This window comes from Kitasatospora sp. NPDC004723, from assembly GCF_040609255.1.
Taxonomy (GTDB): Bacteria; Actinomycetota; Actinomycetes; order Streptomycetales; family Streptomycetaceae; genus Kitasatospora.
On the sequence record NZ_JBEXJT010000047.1, the window covers coordinates 1 to 21,036 of the forward strand.

General features: G+C 72.5%; 17 protein-coding genes and 1 riboswitch. Of the genes, 8 read left to right on the forward strand and 9 right to left on the reverse strand.

Annotated features, from left to right (window positions below; translation table 11 throughout):
- Positions 1-261: 261 nt before the first annotated feature.
- Together ABZW10_RS31430 and ABZW10_RS31435 are read right to left on the reverse strand one after the other, a co-directional pair.
- A complete protein-coding gene (locus ABZW10_RS31430) occupies positions 262-1,074 on the reverse strand; it encodes an enhanced serine sensitivity protein SseB C-terminal domain-containing protein (RefSeq protein WP_355372825.1) in 813 nt (270 codons plus the stop codon).
- Between the two features lie 306 nt (positions 1,075-1,380).
- Positions 1,381-2,184 (reverse strand): enhanced serine sensitivity protein SseB, encoded by an 804-nt coding sequence (locus ABZW10_RS31435; protein ID WP_355372693.1) that lies wholly within the window; start codon positions 2,182-2,184, stop codon positions 1,381-1,383.
- Between the two features lie 178 nt (positions 2,185-2,362).
- Positions 2,363-2,469: riboswitch (glycine riboswitch) on the forward strand.
- Positions 2,470-2,689: 220 nt separating this feature from the next.
- On the opposite strand from ABZW10_RS31435, the gene gcvT reads away from it, so the two are divergent.
- The 4 genes from gcvT to ABZW10_RS31455 all read left to right on the forward strand — a co-directional run bounded on the left by gcvT (position 2,690) and on the right by ABZW10_RS31455 (position 7,212).
- Positions 2,690-3,811: a glycine cleavage system aminomethyltransferase GcvT gene (gene gcvT, locus ABZW10_RS31440; RefSeq protein ID WP_355372696.1), complete on the forward strand. Its 1,122-nt coding sequence runs from the start codon at positions 2,690-2,692 to the stop codon at positions 3,809-3,811.
- Between the two features lie 99 nt (positions 3,812-3,910).
- A complete protein-coding gene (gene gcvH / locus ABZW10_RS31445) occupies positions 3,911-4,294 on the forward strand; it encodes a glycine cleavage system protein GcvH (RefSeq protein WP_355372699.1) in 384 nt (127 codons plus the stop codon).
- An 83-nt stretch (positions 4,295-4,377) separates the two neighbouring features.
- Positions 4,378-5,646, forward strand: coding sequence for a serine hydroxymethyltransferase (gene glyA, locus ABZW10_RS31450; protein WP_355372702.1), 1,269 nt, complete (start codon positions 4,378-4,380; stop codon positions 5,644-5,646).
- A 198-nt stretch (positions 5,647-5,844) separates the two neighbouring features.
- Entirely contained in the window at positions 5,845-7,212 is a 1,368-nt protein-coding gene (locus tag ABZW10_RS31455; protein ID WP_355372705.1) for an L-serine ammonia-lyase, read from the forward strand.
- A 61-nt stretch (positions 7,213-7,273) separates the two neighbouring features.
- Here the strand turns inward: ABZW10_RS31455 and ABZW10_RS31460 are convergent, their stop codons facing one another.
- A complete protein-coding gene (locus ABZW10_RS31460) occupies positions 7,274-7,603 on the reverse strand; it encodes a hypothetical protein (protein ID WP_355372707.1) in 330 nt (109 codons plus the stop codon).
- Positions 7,600-7,869 (reverse strand): hypothetical protein, encoded by a 270-nt coding sequence (locus ABZW10_RS31465; protein WP_355372710.1) that lies wholly within the window; start codon positions 7,867-7,869, stop codon positions 7,600-7,602. The genes ABZW10_RS31460 and ABZW10_RS31465 overlap by 4 nt, the downstream gene beginning before the upstream one ends.
- Before the next feature lie 172 nt (positions 7,870-8,041).
- On the opposite strand from ABZW10_RS31465, the gene ABZW10_RS31470 reads away from it, so the two are divergent.
- Positions 8,042-8,620, forward strand: coding sequence for a CAP family protein (locus ABZW10_RS31470; protein WP_355372713.1), 579 nt, complete (start codon positions 8,042-8,044; stop codon positions 8,618-8,620).
- 42 nt (positions 8,621-8,662) lie between these two features.
- Here the strand turns inward: ABZW10_RS31470 and ABZW10_RS31475 are convergent, their stop codons facing one another.
- From ABZW10_RS31475 to ABZW10_RS31495, 5 genes are all read right to left on the reverse strand, one after another.
- Positions 8,663-9,124 carry a VOC family protein gene (locus ABZW10_RS31475; protein WP_355372716.1) on the reverse strand — a complete coding sequence of 154 codons (462 nt, stop codon included), beginning with the start codon at positions 9,122-9,124 and terminating at the stop codon, positions 8,663-8,665.
- A gap of 650 nt (positions 9,125-9,774) precedes the next feature.
- Complete coding sequence (locus ABZW10_RS31480) at positions 9,775-10,275, reverse strand: ATP-binding protein (RefSeq protein WP_355372719.1); 501 nt, start codon at positions 10,273-10,275, stop codon at positions 9,775-9,777.
- A 193-nt stretch (positions 10,276-10,468) separates the two neighbouring features.
- Positions 10,469-11,731 carry an Ig-like domain-containing protein gene (locus tag ABZW10_RS31485; RefSeq protein WP_355372722.1) on the reverse strand — a complete coding sequence of 421 codons (1,263 nt, stop codon included), beginning with the start codon at positions 11,729-11,731 and terminating at the stop codon, positions 10,469-10,471.
- A gap of 175 nt (positions 11,732-11,906) precedes the next feature.
- Entirely contained in the window at positions 11,907-13,190 is a 1,284-nt protein-coding gene (locus tag ABZW10_RS31490) for an Ig-like domain-containing protein (protein WP_355372725.1), read from the reverse strand.
- Between the two features lie 176 nt (positions 13,191-13,366).
- A complete protein-coding gene (locus tag ABZW10_RS31495) occupies positions 13,367-14,644 on the reverse strand; it encodes an Ig-like domain-containing protein (protein ID WP_355372728.1) in 1,278 nt (425 codons plus the stop codon).
- Positions 14,645-14,909: 265 nt separating this feature from the next.
- Here ABZW10_RS31495 and glgX point away from each other — a divergent pair, with 265 nt between their 5' ends.
- From glgX to ABZW10_RS31510, 3 genes are all read left to right on the forward strand, one after another.
- Positions 14,910-17,114 carry a glycogen debranching protein GlgX gene (gene glgX / locus ABZW10_RS31500; RefSeq protein ID WP_355372731.1) on the forward strand — a complete coding sequence of 735 codons (2,205 nt, stop codon included), beginning with the start codon at positions 14,910-14,912 and terminating at the stop codon, positions 17,112-17,114.
- A 168-nt stretch (positions 17,115-17,282) separates the two neighbouring features.
- Positions 17,283-19,091, forward strand: a complete 1,809-nt coding sequence (locus ABZW10_RS31505; protein ID WP_355372734.1) for an ABC transporter ATP-binding protein — start codon at positions 17,283-17,285, stop codon at positions 19,089-19,091.
- Positions 19,088-20,950, forward strand: a complete 1,863-nt coding sequence (locus ABZW10_RS31510; protein WP_355372737.1) for an ABC transporter ATP-binding protein — start codon at positions 19,088-19,090, stop codon at positions 20,948-20,950. Before ABZW10_RS31505 ends, ABZW10_RS31510 begins: the two co-directional genes overlap by 4 nt.
- The last annotated feature ends 86 nt before the right edge of the window (positions 20,951-21,036 follow it).

Here is a 21,036-nt window from a genome sequence, read left to right on the forward strand (position 1 = left end):
GCCCCTCAAACGCGCCCAACACCACAACTGGCCACCACCACAACCGGCAACAGTCACGATCACCCAGCGAGACACAACTTAAGTCACCGGCATTGGGCCTAGGGCCTCTCTTTCGGATCACGTCGGACAAGCAGGCGTCGTTGGAGTGCGTGCATCGGCGGCACGGAGGAGGGAGTCCATGCGGAGCATCGGCGACCGACGACAAGCCGGCGAGGTGCGTGCTCCGGCGGCGACCGCCCGGCGTGATCCGAAAGAGAGGCCCTAGCGACCGGGGTAGCCGGGCCACGGCTGCTGCGGCGGCGGCTGCTGCCCCGGCCAGCCCTGCGCCGGCGGATGCGTGCCGTAGCCGAAGCCGTGCCCCTGGGCCGGCCCCTGCTGCGCGGTGTACGGCGGCGGCACCGGCGGGTACGGCCCCGTCGCCGGCCGGCCGTGCCCGGCCGCCTCCCGGTCGTAGAACGGGCGCGCGTTGGCCCGCATCCACAGCGCCACCGGGTCGTACTCGTCCGCCATCGCGACCGTCGAGACCGCCAGCCCCTCCGGCGCGACCGCGATCGCCCGCTGCATCAGCGCCCGCACCGCCTCCACCGTGGGCGGCGAACTCTCGTACAGGTCCAGGCCGATCGCCAGGTACGGTTCGCCCACCGACGGCCGCACCCAGGCCCGGCGCAGCGCCCTCACCGCGCGCACCTCGACCGCCTGGCGCTCCAGCAGCGCGAAGAACTGCTGCGCCGGCACCTGCGGCTCGCTCAGCTTCAGCGGCCCGGCCGGCAGCCGGTCCAGGCCCGCGGCGACCCGGCGCAGGTCCGCCCACGGCACGCCCACCCCGCCGCCCGGGGCGTGCGGGTTCAGCCACAGGCCCCACCGGGTCCGGTACAGCGAGGCCGCGATCTCCCGGCCGGAGATCACCTCGTGCGCCCGCGCCCAGCCGGACGCCGCCAGCTGCTCGGGCGAGGTGACGGCCGGCGCGTAGCCGTGGCCGCTGATCTCCATGTTCCCGTACTGGGCGTCCGCGCTGCCCGGCGTGCCGTGCCAGAGCAGCATCCAGACCCGGCCCTCGGCGAGCGCGTGCAGCATCGTCTCGTAGGCCTCGTAGCGCTCCGGCGCCACCTCGCGCAGCGCGCGCTCCAGCGCGCCCGGATCCGGGCGTCCGGTGGGCGCCTGGCCCCAGGGCCCCGGTGCACCGCCAGCTACCGATCCCGCACTCATGCGCCCACCTCGCTGCGCTTCTTCGTTCCTCGTCCGTCACCGGCGGCCCGGCGGCCGTCAGCACGCACCCTATGGGGCGGCCACCGACCGCCGCCACGCCACCGTGCCAGGGTCCGCACCGCCTCCCCGCCCGCACCCCGTCCGACGGCTGCCGGACGGACGGCCGGGGCCGGGTCAGCCCCGCACGTAGAAGGGCGCGACCCGGTTCACCAACCAGTCGACCACCGGATCGTCCGCGAGGTCGAGCAGTACGAGGTGGACGCCTCCGGGAAGCGGTGCGGTTCCCAGTGCGCGGCCCAATCCCTCGTTCACCGCAGCCGGGTCGGCGGGGGCCCCCGGATCCAGCTGGACGCCCACGAACATCACGGTCGGCTCGCCCTCGACGCTCGCCAGCGCCCGCCGGGCGGTCAGCACTCCCGGCAGCGCCGCGAGTTCCGCGCGGCAGGCGGCCAGGAACGCCTCCGGGTCCTCCCCCGGCACCGGCTCGCGCAGCGCCACCCGGCCGCCGCCCGGAGCCTGCACGGCGTCCGGGGCGTCGGCCCAGCGGTCCTCGCGCGGCCCGCGGCGCAGCTCCGCCACGCCCTCCGGCGGCACCGGGATGCCCACCGCCGCCTCGGGGTTGACGGCGATGCCCACGCCCAGCGGCAGACCACGGGCGAACTCCCACACCGGGGCGACCGCGAACGCCATCCCGGGAGCCTGCTGGACGAACACCTCCTGCGAGGAGAACACCGGGACATAGGGGTCGCCGGCCAGTTCGATCGTCGGCAGGTCCAGCGACTGCCCCTGCGGGCCGCCGCCCGACGGCAGCGGGATCCACACCTGGCTGCGCGCCAGCACCTCGATCACCCGCGGGGTCGCACCGGGGTCGCCGAGCGCGGCGGTGAGCACCTGCTCCAGCTCGTTGGCCGGCCACGCGCCTCCCGGCGGCGCCGACTCGGCCCCGTCCCACCCCTGCTGCTCCACCGGGTACCCCATGCGCCGCCGTACCGTCCTCTGCTCGCCGATGCCCGCAGCCTAGCGTTTCGGCACCCCGCCCCGGGCCGCCAGGCCCGACGTGACGCAACCCCCTCTCCCCTTGTCCCGGCGGACGTGCCATGATGTGCGCGTCTGCGGTGGCATCCACCCAGGCCCCGCCAACTCCATACCGGCCGCTCGAACCCGCGCGGGAGAGTCCGGAGTGCCCCGTCCAGGCGGCACAGCCGGCGCCGAAGGAGCAAGTCCTCCCCGGAATCTCTCAGGCACCCCTACCGCACGGGTTAGGCACATCTGGAAAGCGGCGTACGGCCCTGCCGTCCGCCCACCCACGGTGCAAGCCGCCATGCTGTTCCCCTACAGGGCAGTGGACGGTGAAGCTCTCAGGTACGACGACAGATGGGGAGACCCAGCCGCCGCATGCCCGCGCGCAGGGTCCGCCGCCCCCGAGACAGGGCCGGTCCCGGCGCGCGCACCCCTGAGTGCCCCGACCGAGGAGTTCCTGGCCATGTCGTCCCTCCGCCTCACCGCGCTCGACGCGCTGCACCGCGCCCTCGGCGCCACCATGACCGACTTCGCCGGCTGGGACATGCCGCTGCGCTACGGCAGCGAGCGCGAGGAGCACCTCGCCGTCCGCACCAAGGCCGGCCTGTTCGACCTCTCCCACATGGGCGAGATCACCGTCACCGGCCCGCAGGCCGGCGAGATGCTGGACCACGCCCTGGTCGGCTTCGTCTCCGCGCTCGGCGTGCTGCGCGCCCGCTACACCATGATCTGCGCCGAGGACGGCGGCATCCTGGACGACCTGATCGTCTACCGCCTGCGCGAGGACGCCTTCCTGGTCGTCGCCAACGCCTCCAACGCCCAGCTGGTGCTGGACGAGCTGATCGCCCGTGCCAAGGGCTTCAACGCCGTCGTCTCCGACGACCGCGACGCCTACGCGCTGATCGCCGTGCAGGGCCCGGAGTCCACCGGGATCCTGGCCGACACCACCGAGGCCGACCTGCCCGGCCTGAAGTACTACGCGATCCTCCCGGCCCAGGTGGCCGGCCGCGACGTGCTGCTCGCCCGCACCGGCTACACCGGCGAGGACGGCTTCGAGATCTTCTGCAACCCGGGCGACGCCGAGCACATCTGGCAGGCGCTGACCGAGGCCGGCACCGGGCGCGGTCTGATCCCCTGCGGCCTGTCCTGCCGCGACACGCTGCGCCTGGAGGCCGGCATGCCGCTGTACGGCCACGAGCTGTCCACCGACCTGACCCCGTTCGACGCGGGCCTGGGCCGGGTCGTCCGCTTCGACAAGACCACCAACGAGGGCGCCTTCGTCGGCCGCAAGGCCCTGGAGCGGGCCGCCGCCGAGGCCGAGGCCAAGGCGCCGCGGGTGCTGGTCGGCCTGGTCTCCGAGGGCAAGCGCGTGCCGCGCGCCGAGTACACCGTGGTCTCCACCGACGGCGAGGCGATCGGCCGGATCACCTCCGGCGCGCCCTCCCCCACGCTGGAGAAGCCGATCGCGATGGCCTACGTGGACGCGGCCCACGCCGCCCCCGGCACCACCGTCGCGGTGGACGTGCGCGGCAAGCACGAGCCGGTCCAGGTCGTGGCGCTGCCGTTCTACAAGCGCGCCCGCTGACGCCCCTCCCCCACCGGTTTCCCGCTGTTCCCCACGCGAGGCAGGTCCGCGCGCCGGGCCGCTTCGTCGTACCCGCTTCCCATCCTGGAGAATGACGCCATGAGCAACCCCCAGCACCTGCAGTACACCGACGAGCACGAGTGGCTGACCACCTCCGAGGCCGGTGAGGTCGCCACGATCGGCATCACCAAGCACGCCGCCGACGCCCTCGGCGACATCGTGTACGTGCAGCTCCCCGAGGTCGGCGACACCGTGACCGCCGGCGAGACCTGTGGCGAGCTGGAGTCGACCAAGTCGGTCAGCGACCTGTTCTCGCCGGTGACCGGTGAGGTCACCGAGGTCAACGAGGCCGTCTCCGACGACAACAGCCTGGTCAACAGCGAGCCGTTCGAGGGTGGCTGGCTGTTCAAGGTCCGCATCGAGTCGACCGGCAAGCTGCTGACCGCCGACGAGTACACCGCGCTCACCAACCCCTCGGCCTGAGCCACCGCCGGGGCGGCCGTCGCACCACGGCCGCCCCGCTGCCGGCCCCCCTCTGCCCCGCCTCCTCCCGGGAAGACCCCACCATGACGGTTCTGAACCAGTCCCTGCACGCCCTCGACCCGGAGATCGCCGCCGCGGTCGACGCCGAGCTGCACCGCCAGCAGACCACCCTGGAGATGATCGCCTCCGAGAACTTCGCCCCGGTGGCGGTCATGGAGGCCCAGGGCTCGGTGCTGACCAACAAGTACGCCGAGGGCTACCCCGGTCGCCGCTACTACGGCGGCTGCGAGCACGTCGACGTGGTCGAGCAGATCGCGATCGACCGCATCAAGGCGCTGTTCGGCGCCGAGCACGCCAACGTCCAGCCGCACTCCGGCGCGCAGGCCAACGCCGCCGCGATGTTCGCGCTGATCAAGCCGGGCGACACCATCCTGGGCCTGAACCTGGCCCACGGCGGCCACCTGACCCACGGCATGAAGATCAACTTCTCCGGCAAGCTCTACAACGTGGTGCCGTACCACGTGGACGACAAGACCAGCCAGGTCGACATGGCCGAGGTCGAGCGCCTCGCCAAGGAGCACCGCCCGCAGCTGATCATCGCCGGCTGGTCCGCCTACCCGCGCCAGCTCGACTTCGCCGAGTTCCGCCGGATCGCCGACGAGGTCGGCGCGCTGCTGATGGTCGACATGGCGCACTTCGCCGGCCTGGTCGCCGCGGGCCTGCACCCCAACCCGGTGCCGTTCGCGGACGTGGTCACCACCACCACCCACAAGACCCTGGGCGGCCCGCGCGGCGGCGTCATCCTCTCCAAGGCCGAGCACGCCAAGAAGATCAACTCCGCGGTCTTCCCCGGCCAGCAGGGCGGCCCGCTGGAGCACGTCATCGCCGGCAAGGCCGTCGCCTTCAAGGTCGCCGCCTCGGAGGAGTTCAAGGAGCGCCAGCAGCGCACCCTGGACGGCGCCCGGATCCTCGCCGAGCGCCTGCTGCAGGCCGACGTCACCGAGGCCGGCGTCTCCGTGCTGTCCGGCGGCACCGACGTGCACCTCGTCCTGGTCGACCTGCGCAACAGCCGGCTCGACGGCCAGCAGGCCGAGGACCGTCTGCACGAGGTCGGCATCACCGTCAACCGCAACGCCATCCCGAACGACCCGCGCCCGCCGATGGTCACCTCCGGCCTGCGGATCGGCACCCCGGCGCTCGCCACCCGCGGCTTCCAGGCCGAGGACTTCCGCGAGGTCGCCGACATCATCGCCGAGGCCCTGAAGCCGGCCTTCGACGAGGGCACCGCCGAGGCGCTCAAGGCCCGGGTCACCGCCCTGGCCGAGAAGTACCCGCTCTACCCCAACCTGTAGGTCCCGCCGTTCGGCGGCCGGTGACCGGGCTCACCCCGCCCGGACACCGGGGATTCCGGGGCACCGCGCACACTGGAGAGTGCGCGCGGTGCCCCGACCCGTGTCAGCCGCCCGCCCTCGCCCGACCCACCCTCCCGCCACCGCCGTCCTCCCCTCCCTGCCGGCACCACCCACGAGACCAGACAAGGACGTCCCTCCGTGGCCATCAGCGTCTTCGACCTCTTCTCCATCGGCATCGGTCCCTCCAGCTCCCACACCGTCGGGCCGATGCGCGCAGCCCGGATGTTCGCCCGCCGCCTGAAGTCGGAGGGCCTGCTGACCGAGGTGACGGCCGTCCGCGCCGAGCTGTACGGCTCGCTCGGCGCCACCGGCCACGGCCACGGCACCCCGAAGGCGGTGCTGCTGGGCCTGGAGAACGCCTCCCCGCGCACCATCGACGTCGACCAGGCCGACCGCGACGTCGAGCGGATCACCGCCGAGAAGCGGATCCACCTGCTCGGCGTGCACGCCATCGACTTCGACCCCGACACCCAACTGGTGCTGCACCGGCGCCGCTCGCTGCCGTACCACGCCAACGGCATGACGCTGTGGGCCTTCCGGGCCGACGGCTCGACCGTGCTGGAGAAGACCTACTACTCGGTCGGCGGCGGCTTCGTCGTCGACGAGGACGCGATCGGCGCGGACCGGGTCAAGCCCGACGACACCGCACTGAAGTACCCCTTCCGCACCGGCGAGGAACTGCTGCGGCTCACCCGGGAGACCGGCCTGTCGATCTCCGGCCTGATGCTGGAGAACGAGAAGGCCTGGCGCACCGAGGAGGAGATCCGCGCCGGCCTGCTGGAGATCTGGCGGGTCATGCAGGAGTGCGTCCGGGCCGGCATGTCCCGCGAGGGCATACTCCCCGGCGGCCTCAAGGTGCGCCGCCGCGCCGCCGCGGCCGCCCGCGCGCTGCGCGCCGAGGGCATCGGCCCGGCCAACGCGATGGAGTGGGTGACCCTCTACGCGATGGCGGTCAACGAGGAGAACGCCTCCGGCCGCCGGGTGGTCACCGCCCCGACCAACGGCGCGGCCGGCATCATCCCCGCCGTCCTGCACTACTACCTGAACTTCATCCCGGGCGCCGACGAGGACGGCATCGTCCGCTTCCTGCTCTCCGCCGGCGCGATCGGCATGCTCTTCAAGGAGAACGCCTCCATCTCCGGCGCCGAGGTCGGCTGCCAGGGCGAGGTCGGCTCCGCCTGCTCGATGGCCGCCAGCGGCCTCGCCGAGGTCCTCGGCGGCAGCCCGGAGCAGGTCGAGAACGCCGCCGAGATCGGCATCGAGCACAACCTCGGCCTCACCTGCGACCCGGTCGGCGGCCTGGTCCAGATCCCCTGCATCGAGCGCAACGGCATGGCGTCGGTCAAGGCCGTCACCGCCGCCCGGATGGCCCTGCGCGGCGACGGCCGCCACCACGTCTCCCTCGACAAGGCGATCAAGACCATGAAGGAGACCGGCGCCGACATGAAGATCAAGTACAAGGAGACCTCGCGCGGCGGCCTCGCCGTCAACGTCATCGAGTGCTGATCCCGCACCCGGCCGGTACGGCGCCCCTGCCCTCCCGGCGGGGGCGCCGCCGTTTCCGGACTCAGAACTCCTCGGGGTAGGCGTCCGTCCGCACGATCCGGGCGACGTAGAAGCCGGGCCCGTGCGGGGTCCCGGTCGCGTGGTACTGGACCAGCCCGAGATCGTGGGCCAGCGGAGCGGTGTAGGCGCCGGGGAGCCCGGGAACGGCCTCGGCGTGGTCGGGATGCGGGCCGCCGTCCAGCGTCTCGCGCAGGCCCACCAGGAACGCGGCGATCGCCGAGACGACGTCCGGTGGTGTCACCGCGAAATCGAACACCGCCTCGACCTGGGGTGACAGCACGATCGGGTCGTGTTCCTCGTCGCCGTCGTACGGATCGTCCCAGTCACTCACGGGCGCTCTCGCTCGCGCAGGACGGCGGAGAGGGCCCGGCCGGGGGCGGCACCCTGCTGGACCTCGGCGTGGGTGCGGGCGGTCGCCGGGTCGCCGTAGAGCTCCAGCCGGAGCCGCCAGCGGCGCAGCACGCCGGCGATCTCGTGTTCGTCCGCCGAGCCCATGTCCCGGTAGAAGGCCATCCGTTGGGATGGCGGCAACGCGGCCCCGATCTCGTCCTGAGTGCGCGGACGGGTGCGATGCGGTTCCACCGGCTGTGCGGTCATCGGTCCTCCTGCTGCGGTGGCGGTCGACCGGACTCCACTGTAGTCACCACGGGACGTGCGACGGTCGGACTACTCACTCGCCCGGGTGAACCACACCCGGAGGGCCCGTCCCCAGTTCCGGCCGACTGCCATCGTGGCCGCAACACCACTCCCACGAGCCCCCGGAGCGCGGATGAAGCACACCCGAACCGGTGTCCGCACCCTCACCACCCTGCTGCTGGCCGCCGTCCTCGGCGCGGCCGCCACCACCCCCGCCGCGGCCCGCGCCGCGCTGCCGGACGCCACCGACGCGGCCTTCGCCGACGACTGCCTGCGCGCCCACAACGAGTACCGCGCCCGGCACGGCGTCCCGGCGCTGGCCCTGGACCCCGCCGTCCAGGAGTACGCGAAGAGCCGCGCCGCCCGGCTGTCGACGTACGAGCGCCTCTCCGGCGGCCACGCCGGGCTCGACCCCGCGTACGGCGAGAACCAGTCCTGGTTCGCCTCCAGCACCCCCGACCGCGCCGGCTGCCGCCGGGCCGTCGACGCCTGGTACGCGCAGGCCGGGAACTACGACTACGGCAACCCCGGCTACTCCGCCGCGACCGGCCTGTTCACCCAGGTGGTCTGGAAGTCCTCCACCCGCCTCGGCTGCGCCCGCGCCTACGGCCGCGGCGACACCTGGTACGAGACCTACGTCGTCTGCGACTACAACCCGCCGGGCAACGTCTCGCCCGAGTACGCCGCCAACGTCCTGCCGCCGCGCGGCTGACCCGGGCCGGCTCCGGCCCGCGGGCGAGCCCGCCCGCGGCCGTCAGCCGGCGGACATGCGGCGGTGGAGTTCGTCCAGCGAGGGGTTCTCCAGGTGGGTCAGGAAGACCCACACATGGCCCGAGGGGTCCCTGAGGATGGCGGTGCGGTCGCCGTGGAACATGTCCGTCGGCGGCTGGAGGACCTCCGCGCCGGCGGCCTCGGCGCGCTCGGCGAGGGCGTCGACGTCGGGGACGAAGACGTGCAGGGCGACGCTGGTTCCGCCGAGCGCGGTCGGGGCGGCGAACGGGGCGCTGTCGCCGGTGTCGCCCAGCATCAGGACGGACTGCCCGATGCTGATCTCCGCGTGCAGGATGCCGCCGCCGGGCGCGTCGAGCCGGAAGTCCTCACGCGCCCCGAAGGCCTTCACGTAGAAGTCGATCGCGGCGGCGGCGTCGCCGACCATGATGTGCGGGACGACCGCGTAGCGGTAGCGGTCGGGAACGACGCTGTCGGTGCCGGTCATGACGGATCCCCTCGATGGACGCCGCCGGCCGATCACCGGCGGTCTGAAGAGGACCGTAGGAGCTGAAGTCGGCTTCAGGTCAAGGGCCGCGGGCCGAGAACGGCGGCGAGCAGGCCCGGGAAGGCCGCGTCCGCCTCCGCCCGCCGCCCGCCGCCCGCCGCCCGCCGCCCGCCGCCCGCCGCAGGGACATGATCCGGACCTGCCGTTTCGGGAGAATCGAAATGATCAAGGAGTCCCGCGATGCCCGCTCTCCGGACCCCGTGCGAGCCTGGCCGCCGAGCATGGAAAATAGTGTCGATCATGAATAATCTCAGGCGCCGGCATGAACCTATGCAAATTCCCAAGGTGAACTAAGTTACAAACCTTGAAATCGAAGCCGCCTGGTTTGCCCACATGCTGAGATCCGTGCGATAGTCGAGTTGTCCGACGGCGGGCGCCAGCGACTGGCGCGCGCCCTGGGCGACGATGACTTCGGCCGGCCCGACCTGGCACGGCCGACACCCATCGCGCGGCACGCACCCCCTTGGCCGGCGCGATGACCTGCAGGGGCCCCCAGCCACCGGACCACGGTGAATTCGGGGGCCCCGCGTGTTTTCCCGGACCGCCCAGGGCCCTCCCGGACCATCCCGGCCCCTCCCGGACCGGATGGCTCAGACCGCCCGGTCGCGGACCTTCAGCTCGAACCAGACGCCCTTGCCGCGCGGCAGCAGGTCGGCGCCCCAGCGGTCCGCCAGGTCGTCGACCACCTGGAGCCCGCGCCCGCGCTCGTTGGCCGGCAGCGGCTCCGCCAGGATCATGCACGGCAGCGCCCGCGAGGAGTCCCGCACCTCCACCCGGACCCAGCCCGGCTTGCGCGCCACGTGCAGTCCGATGGTCCGACCGGCAGCATGCCGCAGCGCATTGGCGACGAGCTCGCTGGTGAGTAACTCGCCGACCTCCAGGTGCTGGTGCAGGTCCCAGTTCTCCAGGGCCGCGAGCACCAGCCGCCGCGCCAACGGGCCGGTGGCCGGCCGGGACGGCAACCGCACCTCGCGCGGCGCCTCCCGGTCGCACAGCTTCCCGACGTACAACTGCTCCAGCTCGTCGGAGCTGAGCCGCTCCAGGGCCGCGAGGGCGTCCTGGAACGGTGCCCACGACGCGTCAGCGACCAAGCTGGATCCCGGAAGTGATGACTGATCTGTTTCGCCCCAACCCGCCATGCGCCCCATCATTGCGGAACGCAAGCGGCCGCGTACGGACAATGAGCAAACGATCACGGGTGTTTCGGCATATGCCGCGTGCAACCCGAACCCGCGTTCGGGCAGGTCCGGGTCACGGCGGGCCGCGGGTGGGCGGGCGCTGCGGCTACCAGGCGCTCCAGTCGAGGTTCCAGCCACTGAGGCCGTTGTCCGGCGCCACCTGGCCGCGGCTGGAGTTCTGCACGGTGACGACGTCCCCGATCAGCGAGCCGTCGTAGAACTTGCCCGCCGAGGTGCCCGAGCCGCCGCCGTTGACGTCCTTCAGGCCCACGCAGCCATGGCTGACGTTGTCCTTGCCGAAGGCGTCGCTCCAGTAGTTGCCGTGCACATAGGTGCCCGAGTCGGTGAGCCGCATGGAGTGCGGGACCTGGAGGTCGTAGGGGTCGCCGGTCATCCCGGGCAGGGTGCTGGACTGCATCCGCACCACACCCTCCTTGGACATGACGACCATGGTGCCGTTCCAGGTCGGGTGCTCCGTCGAGCCGGAGGTGATCTCGACGACCGAGCTCTGACCGCCCTGGACCACCGTCATCCGGTGCGTCTTCGCGTCAACCGTCGAAATCTGGGATCGCCCGATAGTGAAGGGCTCGTCCCGGTCGACTCCCCCGTAGACGCCCGGGGCGATCTCCACGCTCTTCAGCCGGTACTGGACGGTGACCTTCGTCCCCGGGTTCCAGTACTTCTCGGGACGGAAGTCCAGCCGGCGGTTGCCGAACCAGTGGCCCTTCACCGCGGTGCCGTCGCTGGTCATGAAGGTGATGCCGCGCGCCACCGCCTCCTTGTTCTTCACGTCCTTGTCGAAGGCGACCGAGACGATCATCCCGACGCCGTAGGTGGCGTCGTCCTCGACGTTGTCGCTCGCCTTCGCCTCGCGCTCGGGCGTGAGCGTGGTGAAGCTGCTGTCCGCCGAGGCGACCAGGCCGCCGGAGTCCGCCGCCAGCGCGCTCACCTGGTAGGCGGTGCCGACCGCCAGCGGACCGGACGGGGTCCAGCTCGACCCGTCGGCGGCGATGCTGCCGGCCACCTCGGTGCCCGCCCTGTCGCTCACCTTGACGGTGGTCAGCCTGCCGCCGGAGACCGCGACCTTGAGCGCGCCGTCCGGGGCGACGTCCACCGTGCCGGTCTTCGGCTCGATGTCCACCACGGCCTGCGACACCTTGGGGGCCGCGCTGGTGGCGGGCGCGCCCGTGGCCGACGCCGACGGGACCCCCGCGGCCCCGCCCAGCTCCGCCTTGGCCGCCCCCGCGTTCCCGCCGCCCCCACTCGCACCGCCGCCACCGCCGCAGGCGCTGGTCAGCACCAGCGCTCCCCCGACCAGACCCGCGGCCACCGCCCTGCGTATCGACCTCACCGTCGGTATCGACCTCACCGTTGACTCCCTCCCTCGTGCCCGATGTCCGACAGTTACACGCGTTGGCCCTCGGACGAGGTTGCGCCGTCCGGGGCATGTTCCACCCGGAACACCCGAGCGGCCCGATCCCCACGCGTGGGGATCGGGCCGCTCGTCGCCGTGCGTGGCGGACGTTCCCGCCGGCGGGCAGGGGCTACCAGTTGGCCCAGCCGATGTTCCAGCCGCTCAGGCCGTTGTCGGGGGCGACGGTCTTCTCCTTGGAGTTCTTGACGACGACCACGTCACCGATGATCGAGTCGTTGAAGAACTTGCCCGCCACCGAGCTGTCGCTGCCGCCCTTCTCGTCCTGCATCGAGATGCAGCCGTGGCTGGCGTTGGTCTTGCCGAAGGGGCTGGCCCAGTAGTTGCCGTGCACGAAGGTGCCGGAGGTGGTCAGCCGCATCGCGTGCGGCACGTCCGGGATGTCGTACTCGCCGCCGAGACCGACGGTCTGCGAGTTCATCCGGGTGACCTTCTCCTTGCTGGAGATCACCATGGTGCCGTTCCAGGACGGGTTCTTCTCGTCGCCGAGGGACACCGGCACGCTGTGGCTCGCGCCGTCCCTGGTCACCGTCATCTGGTGGGTGGCCGAGTCGGCGACGGAGACCTGCGAGCGGCCGATGGTGAACGGCTCGTCCTTGTCGATGTCGCCGTAGACGCCCGGGGCGACCTCGACGTTCTTCAGCCGGTACTTGATGGTCACCTTGGTGCCCGGCGCCCAGTACTTCTCGGGGCGGAAGTCCAGGCGGCGGGCGCCGAACCAGTGGCCCTTGACCGTCGTGCCGTTGTTGGTCTCGAAGCTGATGCCCTGGACGACCGCGTCCTTGTTCTTGATGTCCTTGTTGAAGACCACCGAGACGATCATGCCGACGCCGTAGGTGGCGTTGTCGGCGATGTTGTCGTTGGTGGAGACCTTCTTCGCGGGCGTCAGCGTGGTGAACGAGGTGGTCGACGCGGCCACCAGGCCGTCGGCGTCGGCGGCCTGGGCGTTCACCTTGTACGCCATGCCGACGGCCAGCGCGGCGTTGGGCTTCCAGCCGCTGCCGTCCGCGGCGAGGGCGCCCTCGACCGGCTTGCCCTCCTTGTCGGTCACCTCGACCGTGGTGAGCTTGCCGTTGGCCACCGAGACCTTGAGCGCGCCGTCCGGGGCGACGTCCTGGGACCCGTCCTTGGGCTCGACGGTCACCACGGCGGCCGAGGTCTTCGGCGCCGCCGAGGACTGGCCCGGCGCCGGGCTGCCGGTACCGGCGTCCCCGCCGGTGGCACCCGCCGTGGCGGCGCTCTCGCCGCCGGCGTCGGTCTTGTCGTCGTTGCCGCTGTTGCAGGCCGCGGTGAGCAGCAGCACCCCGCCCATCGCCAACGCCACCGCGCTCCGACGGACTCGGCGGCGGGTGACGGTGGTGCGTATCGCGGCGTCGGCCGCCCTAACCTGCTTCACGGTTTCTCCCCTCCCGGTGTACATCTTGTAGACGCCCGGTTCGCCGGACGGGTTGCACCGGGCCGGCGATCTTTCGCGCCGGGCTTCGGCGCGGCAAGTCAGGATAGCTGGGCCGAACGAGTGAACCCCGGGGAGGCCACCGGTGGACACCGGCGAAGATCATCCGTAGGCGGCGGTCACGGCGCCGGCGTTGACGAGGGCGCCGGGCCCGGGCTCGCGGAAGGGCTCACCGAGGAGCTCGCGGAGGACTGGAGGGCGCTCCCGGCCACCCACTGCGCCCAGGGCAGGTTCCAACCGTTCAGACCGTTGTCCGGCGGCACCACCTCCCCCGCCGCGGCCTTCACCTCGAACACGTCTCCCGGGATCGTGTGCTCGAACAGCCAGCCCGCCGGGGTCTCGGCACTCGCCCCGCCCTTGACGTCGGAAAGCCCGATGCAGCCGTGGCTGGTGTTGTCGCTGCCGAACACCGACGGGTTCGCCCAGTAGTTGCCGTGCACGAAGGTGCCCGAGCCGGTCAGCCGCATCGCGTGCGGCACGTCCTTGATGTCGTACTCGTCGCCCATCCCGACCGTCTGCGAGTTCATCCGGGTCACCCGGTACTTCTCGGAGACCACGAGCACGCCCCGGTACGTCGCGTGCTTGGCGTCCCCGCCCGACACCTTGAGCGTGCGCACCGGCCTGCCGCCCTGGCCGGCCCGGACGGTCAGCGTGTGGGCGTCCAGGTCGACGGTGGACACCTGGGCGCGGCCGACGGTGAACCGGACCTCCTTGTTCTGGGTGCCGAACTCGCCCGGTGCGCCCTGCACGTCCTTGAGCCGCAGCGCGACCGTGACCCTGGTGCCCGGCGCCCAGTACGCGCGGGGCCGGAAGTCCAGCCGCCGGCCACCGAACCAGTGCGCGGCCACCTCCACCGGGGGGTCGGTGGTCACCGCGACGGCGCGCTCCACCGCGGCCCGGTCGGTGACCGGGCGGCTGAACCGCAGCGAGACCGGCATGCCGACGCCGACCGTGGAACCGTCCTCGGGGGTGAAGAAGGCGACGAAGGTGTGGGCGCGGGCCGTCGTGGAGAAGTCGGTGTGCTGGACCGCGCGCTGGCCCTGGTCGTCCTCGGCGACGGCGTCCAGGGTGAAAGCGGTGGCCAGCGGCAGCGGACCGTTCGGGGTCCAGCCGGTGCCGTCCGCGGCGAGCGTGCCGGGGACCTCGGTGCCCCGGGTGTCGGCGAGCCTGACGGAGACCAGCCGGCCCTGGGTGACCGACACCCGGACCGGGCCCTCGGCCGGCAGGTTCTGGGTGTCGTCGGCGGGCAGCGCGGTGATCGACGCCCGCGAGGCCTGCGGAGGACCGGCCGGACCGGCCGCCACGGCGTCCCCGCTGGGCTGCGCGCCGCCACCGCCGGAGCACCCGGCCAGCACCGCCAGGCAGCAGCCCAGCGCCGCCAGCCGCCGTACCCACATCCGGGGCCTCCCGCCCTCGCCGTCCGCTATCCCCCACAACGAGACCGCTCTCACCAGGACACGCCGGAGGCACCGCGCGGCCACTCCGGGCGGACCGGCCCGCGGACCCCCTCCTCCGGAGCGGAAAGCCGGACCGGCCGGCCCCCGGGGTGCGCGCCGGGGCGCCATCTGCCGGTAAGACGGCGTTCAGCCGCTTCCGTCCGGTGCGAACAGGGAATGAGAGACCGCACGGGGTCCGGGACACCCCGCCAGGGAGGGCACCGCCATGGCGTCAGGGCAGGAGCCGGCCACCGCCGTACGCACGCAGCCCGGCGGCGCGGTGCCGTGGCCGGGCAGCCGGCAGCCGCTGGGCGCCCGCTTCCACCCCGGGCCGGACGGCCGCCCCGGCACCAACTTCGCGCTCTGGGCCGCCGGCGCCGAGGCCGTCGACCTCTGCCTCTTCGACGAGGACGGCCGCGAGACCCGGCTGCGCCTCACCGAGCAGGACGCCCGGACCTGGCACGGCTTCGTCCCCGGTGTCCTCCCCGGCACCCGCTACGGCTACCGCGTGCACGGCCGCTGGGACCCGTGGACCGGCGCCCGCTGGAACCCGGCCAAGCTGCTGCTCGACCCCTACGCCCGGGCCGTCGACGGCGGCTACACCTCCCACGGTGCGGCCTGCGCCGCCGTCCGCGGCTGGCCCGAGGCGGAGGTCGCCGACACCGTCCGGGACAACCGCGACTCGGCCCCATACGTGCCCAGATCCGTCGTCGTCCGGGACGACGACGACTGGTCCGACGACCACCGCCCCAAGACTCCCTGGGCCGAGACCGTCCTCTACGAGCTGCACGTGCGCGGCTTCACCCTGCGCCACCCCGGCGTCCCGCCCGCCCTGCGCGGCACCTACGCCGGCCTGGCCCACCCCGCCGCCCTCGCCCACCTCACCGGTCTCGGCGTCACCGCGGTCGAACTGCTCCCGGTCCACCACCACGTCAGCGAGGACCACCTCCAGGCCCGCGGCCTCGTCAACTACTGGGGCTACAACACCGTCGGCTACTTCGCCCCGCACGCCGGCTACTCCGCCTCCGGCTCGCGCGGCGGCCAGGTCGGCGAGTTCAAGCGGATGGTCCGCGCGCTGCACGCCGCCGGCATCGAGGTGATCCTCGACGTCGTCTACAACCACACCGCCGAGGGCGCCGAGCTCGGCCCCTCGCTGTCCCTGCGCGGCATCGACAACGCCGGCCACTACCGCCTGCCGCCCAACCGCCCGCGCGGCTACGCCGACTACACCGGCTGCGGCAACACCCTGGACACCCGCCGCCCCCAGGTGATCCGGCTGATCACGGACTCGCTGCGGTACTGGGTGCACGAGATGGGCGTGGACGGCTTCCGCTTCGACCTCGCCGCCGCCCTCGCCCGCGGCGACGACGAGGTCACCATGGACCACCCGCTGCTCTCCGCCATCGCCCAGGACCCGCTGCTCAGCCGGGTGAAGCTGATCGCCGAGCCCTGGGACGTCGGCCCCGGCGGCTACCGGGTGGGCGGTTTCCCCCCGCCCTGGGCCGAGTGGAACGACCGCTACCGCGACACCGTGCGCGACTTCTGGCGCGGCGCCCGCCCCGACGTCCGGGAGCTCGGCTACCGCCTCTCCGGTTCCTCCGACCTCTACCAGCACGCCGGGCGGCTCCCGTACGCCTCCGTCAACTACGTGACCGCGCACGACGGCTTCACCCTGCGCGACCTGGTCTCCTACGACCGCAAGCACAACGAGGCCAACGGCGAGGCCAACCGGGACGGCACCGACGACAACCGCTCCTGGAACCACGGCGCCGAGGGCGACAGCGCCGACCCCGATGTCACCGCCCTGCGCCACCGCCAGCTGCGCAACCTCATCGCCACCCTGCTGCTCTCCGCCGGCGTCCCGATGCTCACCGCCGGGGACGAGTTCGGCCGCACCCAGGGCGGCAACAACAACGCCTACTGCCAGGACAACGAGGTCAGTTGGCTGGACTGGTCGCTGCTCGACGACCCGGCCTGGCGCGCCCTGCGCGCCTTCACCGCCGCTCTGGTCCGGCTCCGCCGCCGCCACCCCGTGCTCCGGCAGCGGGCGTTCTTCTCCGGCCGGGCCACCACCGCGGGCGGACGGCCCGATCTGATCTGGTTCACCCCGCTTGGCCGGGACATGACCGAGACCGACTGGTTTGCGCCGTCCGCGACGCTCGGCATGCTCCTGTCGGGAACCGCGATCTCCGAACGCGACGCGTGCGGCCGTCCGCTGCTCGACGACAGCTTCCTTCTGCTCCTCAACGCCGGTGCGCGCCCGCTTCCGTTCGTCCTGCCGGGTGCCCCCTGGACGGCCGACGGCACCCGCTACGAGACCGTCGTCGACACCGCCGCGGAGGTCTACACCAGCCCCACCGGTCTACACCTTCCGAAGGACACGGTGCTGCTCACCGGCCGCTCCCTGCACCTTTTCCGGGTGACGCCCTGATCCGGCCGTGCACTTGGCCGGTAATCGACGGTGCGTTCGATACCTGACTGAGCGATAGAGGGTATCCGGCCTATTCTCGCCACGATGGCCAAGAACCCAGTCCTTGACACAGCCACCGATTCCGTCGCAGTGCCCGGCACCGCGCCTCCCGCGCCGGGCCGTTCGACCGTGCGATCGCTCCTTCGGCTGTGGCCCTACGTCCGTCCCGTCCGCACGCGCCTGGTCGTCTCGGTGGCCGCCGCGCTGCTCGCCTCCCTCAGCACTCTCGTCATACCGGTCGTACTCGGATGGATCGTCGACGGTCCGATCGCCGAGCACGACCTCGAAGCCCTCTGGCCCTACGCGGCCCTCCTGCTCCTGCTCGGCCTCTCCGAGGCCGTCTTCTTCCACGCCCGTCGGGTCGTCCTGGCCCGGCCGCTGGCCGGCGTCGAATCGACGATGCGCGGCGAGCTCTTCGGCAAGCTGCAACGCCTGCCGGTCTCCTTCCACGACCGTTGGGGCTCCGGCCAGTTACTCTCCCGCGCGATGTCCGACCTGTACGTCGTGCGGACTTACCTGGCGTTCCCCCTGATCTTCCTCGTCGTCAACTCGCTGACCTTCCTGGCCGGCATCGCGCTGATGTTCACCCAGGACTGGCGGCTCGCCCTCATCACCCTCGCTCCGACCCTCCCGCTGTTCCTGCTCACCCGCCGGTTCGAGTCCCGCTACTCCCGTGCCACCCGCATGACGCAGGACCGGAACGGCGACCTCGCCACCCTCGTCGAGGAGTCCGTCCTCGGCATCCGGATCCTCAAGGCCTTCGGCCGCCACCGCTCGATGTCGGAGCGGTTCCACGAGCAGTCCACCGTGCTCCGCCGGACCGAGCTGGAGAAGGCGGGCATGCTCGCCAACCTCTGGTCGATCGTCATCGGTCTGCCCGAGCTCGCCCTCGGCTGCTCCCTCGCGGTCGGCGCCTACCTGGTCGCGCACGACGAGATGAGCGCCGGCGCCCTCGTCGCCTTCCTCTCCACCGCGCTGACCATCCGCTGGCCGATCGAGTCGCTCGGCTGGCTGATCGCCTACTCCAACGAGGCCGCCACCGCGGCCGACCGCTTCTTCGAGGTGCTGGACGCGCCCGACGCCGAACCGGCCGAAACCGTGCGCACGACCACGCCCTCGACCACACCCTCCGCCACACCCTCGACCACGACCACTGCCGTGAAGACCGTCACCACCCCCGACGGCATCCGGCTCACCGGCGTCCGCTTCCGCTACCCCGACGCCCCCGCGGACACCCCCGACCTGCTCCGCGGAATCGACCTGCACATCCGCAGCGGCGAGACGATGGCCCTGGTCGGCGCCACCGGCAGCGGCAAGACCACGCTGACCGCCCTCCTCCCCCGCCTCTACGAGGCCACCGCCGGCACCATCACCCTGGACGGCCAGGACATCCGCGAGCTGGACCGCTCGCGGCTGCGCGAACTGGTCGCGGTCGCCTTCGAGGACCCCACCCTCTTCTCCGCCACCATCCGCGAGAACGTGCTGATGGGCGCACCCGGCGCGGGCGAGGACCGGCTGCGCGCCGCCCTCGCCACCGCCCAGGCCGGGTTCGTCGACCAACTGCCCGAGGGCGTCGACACCGAGGTCGGCGAGCAGGGCCTGGGCCTGTCCGGCGGCCAGCGCCAGCGGCTCGCGCTGGCCCGCGCGGTGGTCGGCGACCCGTCCTTCCTGATGCTCGACGACCCGCTCTCCGCGCTGGACGTGCACACCGAGGCGCTGGTCGAGCGCGCCCTGCGAGAGGTCCTCGCCTCCACCACCGCGCTGGTCGTCGCCCACCGTCCGAGCACCGTGATGCTCGCCGACCGGGTCGCCGTCCTCGCCGACGGCCGGATCGAGGCGGTCGGCACCCATCAGGAACTGCTGCAGAGCTCGGCGCGTTACCGCGCACTCATGTCGGGCGAGGCCACCCTCGCCCCCGAGAGGAGCACCGCCCGATGACCACCACCTGCGAGCCCGTCGACACCCGGACGAAGGACGTCCACCCGCACGCCGACCTGCCCGAGGACGAGCTGCCCCCGCCGGACGACGAGGAGGACATCCCCGTCCCGCCCGGCGCACCCAGCACCCTGCTGCGCTCGCTGCTCGGCCCGCACCGGCGCCGGATCGCCACCGCGATGACGGTGATCCTGCTCCAGCAGGCCGCCCTGCAGGCCGGACCGCTGATGGTCGCCCTCGCGCTGGACCGCGGCATCCCGGCGCTGCGCGACGACAACGCCGGCCCGCTGATCGCGGTGGTCGCCGCCTACCTGGGCTGCGCGCTGCTCGGCACGCTGCTCCAGTGGTCCTTCATCAAGATCAGCGCCCGGGTCAACCAGGACGTCCTGCTGGACCTGCGCGGCCGGATCTTCCGGCACGCCCAGCGGCTCAGCCTGGACTTCCACGAGCGGTACACCTCGGGCCGGATCATCTCGCGCGCCACCAGCGACGTGGAGGCGCTGCGCGAACTGCTGTCCGAAGGACTCCAGGAGCTGTTGACGGTCACCCTGTCGGTCTGCTCCATCTCGGTGATCCTGCTGGTGCTGGACTGGAAGCTCGGCCTGGCCGCGCTGGTCGCCTTCCTGCCGCTGTGGCTGATCACCCAGTCGTTCCGGCACCGCTCGCAGCCGGTCTACCGGCGCTCGCGCACCGCGGCGGCCTCGCTGATCGTCCGCTTCACCGAGACCATGAACGGCATCCGCCCGGTGAAGGCGTTCCGCCGCGAGCGGGCCAACGACATCGCGTTCGGCGCGGTGAACCGGCAGTCGGCCGCCGCCACCGCGGACGGCCTGCTGGAGGTCGCCCGCTACGGGGGCCTGTCCCGGACCACGGCCAACCTCTGGACCACCGCCGTGGTGGTGCTCGGCGCCTACCTGGTCACCGACGGCTCGGTCGAGCTGGGCGTGCTGACCGCCTTCGTGCTCTACCTGCACCGGCTGTTCGAGCCGATCGACCAGCTGGCGATGTTCCTGAACAGCTACCAGTCGGCCGCCGCGGCGCTGGAGAAGATCGCCGGTCTGCTCGCCCACGAGCCCACCGTGGCCGAGCCCGCTGAGCCCAGGGAGCTGCCGGCCTCGACCGTCAAGGGCCGGGAGGTGCACTTCGAGAAGACCCGGTTCGCCTACCGGGCCGGCAAGGAGGTGCTGCCGACGTTCGACCTGCTGCTCCCGGCCGGGCAGACCGTCGCCGTGGTCGGCGCGACCGGGGCCGGGAAGTCGACGGTGGCCAAGCTGCTCGCCCGGTTCTACGACCCGACCGAGGGCCGGATCACCCTGGACGGGGTGGACCTGCGTGACCTGACCGGCCCGGAGCTGCGGCGCGGGGTGGTGATGGTGACCCAGGAGTCCTTCCTGTTCTCCGGCACGGTCGCCGAGAACATCGCCATCGGCCGGCCGGGCGCCGAGCGCGCCGAGATCGAGGCGGCCGCCCGGGCGATCGGCGCGCACGACTTCATCGCCGAGCTGCCGGACGGCTACGACACCGACGTGCGCAAGCGCGGTGGGCGGATCTCGGCCGGCCAGCGGCAGCTGGTCGCCTTCGCCCGCGCGCTGCTCGCCGACCCCGCGGTGCTGATCCTGGACGAGGCCACCAGTTCGCTGGACGTGCCCGGCGAGCGGGCGGTGCAGCAGGCCATGCGCACCGTGCTGGCCGGCCGGACGGCCGTGATCATCGCCCACCGCCTCTCCACCGTGGAGATCGCGGACCGGGTGCTGGTGATGGACCAGGGCCGGATCGTCGAGGACGGCTCCCCGCGCGAGCTGATCAACGGCGCCGGACGCTTCGCCCAGCTGCACCAGGCCTGGCGCAGCAGTCTGGTCTGACGCCGACACAACCGATCGTAATAACCCCTGGGCCCTTTCATCCATTACCGAAAGGGCCTAGGGTCGTTCCCAGGACTCATCGATGC

Excerpts from the sequence above, each read along its gene's own strand:
- ABZW10_RS31430 (WP_355372825.1), bottom strand. The coding sequence starts at position 1,074 with ATGCTGCACGCGCTCGCCGAGGGCCGGGTCTGGATGCTGCTCTGGCAC.
- ABZW10_RS31435 (WP_355372693.1), bottom strand. The coding sequence starts at position 2,184 with ATGGGGTACCCGGTGGAGCAGCAGGGGTGGGACGGGGCCGAGTCGGCG.
- gcvT (WP_355372696.1), top strand. The coding sequence starts at position 2,690 with ATGTCGTCCCTCCGCCTCACCGCGCTCGACGCGCTGCACCGCGCCCTC.
- gcvH (WP_355372699.1), top strand. The coding sequence starts at position 3,911 with ATGAGCAACCCCCAGCACCTGCAGTACACCGACGAGCACGAGTGGCTG.
- glyA (WP_355372702.1), top strand. The coding sequence starts at position 4,378 with ATGACGGTTCTGAACCAGTCCCTGCACGCCCTCGACCCGGAGATCGCC.
- ABZW10_RS31465 (WP_355372710.1), bottom strand. The coding sequence starts at position 7,869 with ATGACCGCACAGCCGGTGGAACCGCATCGCACCCGTCCGCGCACTCAG.
- ABZW10_RS31470 (WP_355372713.1), top strand. The coding sequence starts at position 8,042 with ATGAAGCACACCCGAACCGGTGTCCGCACCCTCACCACCCTGCTGCTG.
- ABZW10_RS31475 (WP_355372716.1), bottom strand. The coding sequence starts at position 9,124 with ATGACCGGCACCGACAGCGTCGTTCCCGACCGCTACCGCTACGCGGTC.
- ABZW10_RS31495 (WP_355372728.1), bottom strand. The coding sequence starts at position 14,644 with ATGTGGGTACGGCGGCTGGCGGCGCTGGGCTGCTGCCTGGCGGTGCTG.
- glgX (WP_355372731.1), top strand. The coding sequence starts at position 14,910 with ATGGCGTCAGGGCAGGAGCCGGCCACCGCCGTACGCACGCAGCCCGGC.
- ABZW10_RS31510 (WP_355372737.1), top strand. The coding sequence starts at position 19,088 with ATGACCACCACCTGCGAGCCCGTCGACACCCGGACGAAGGACGTCCAC.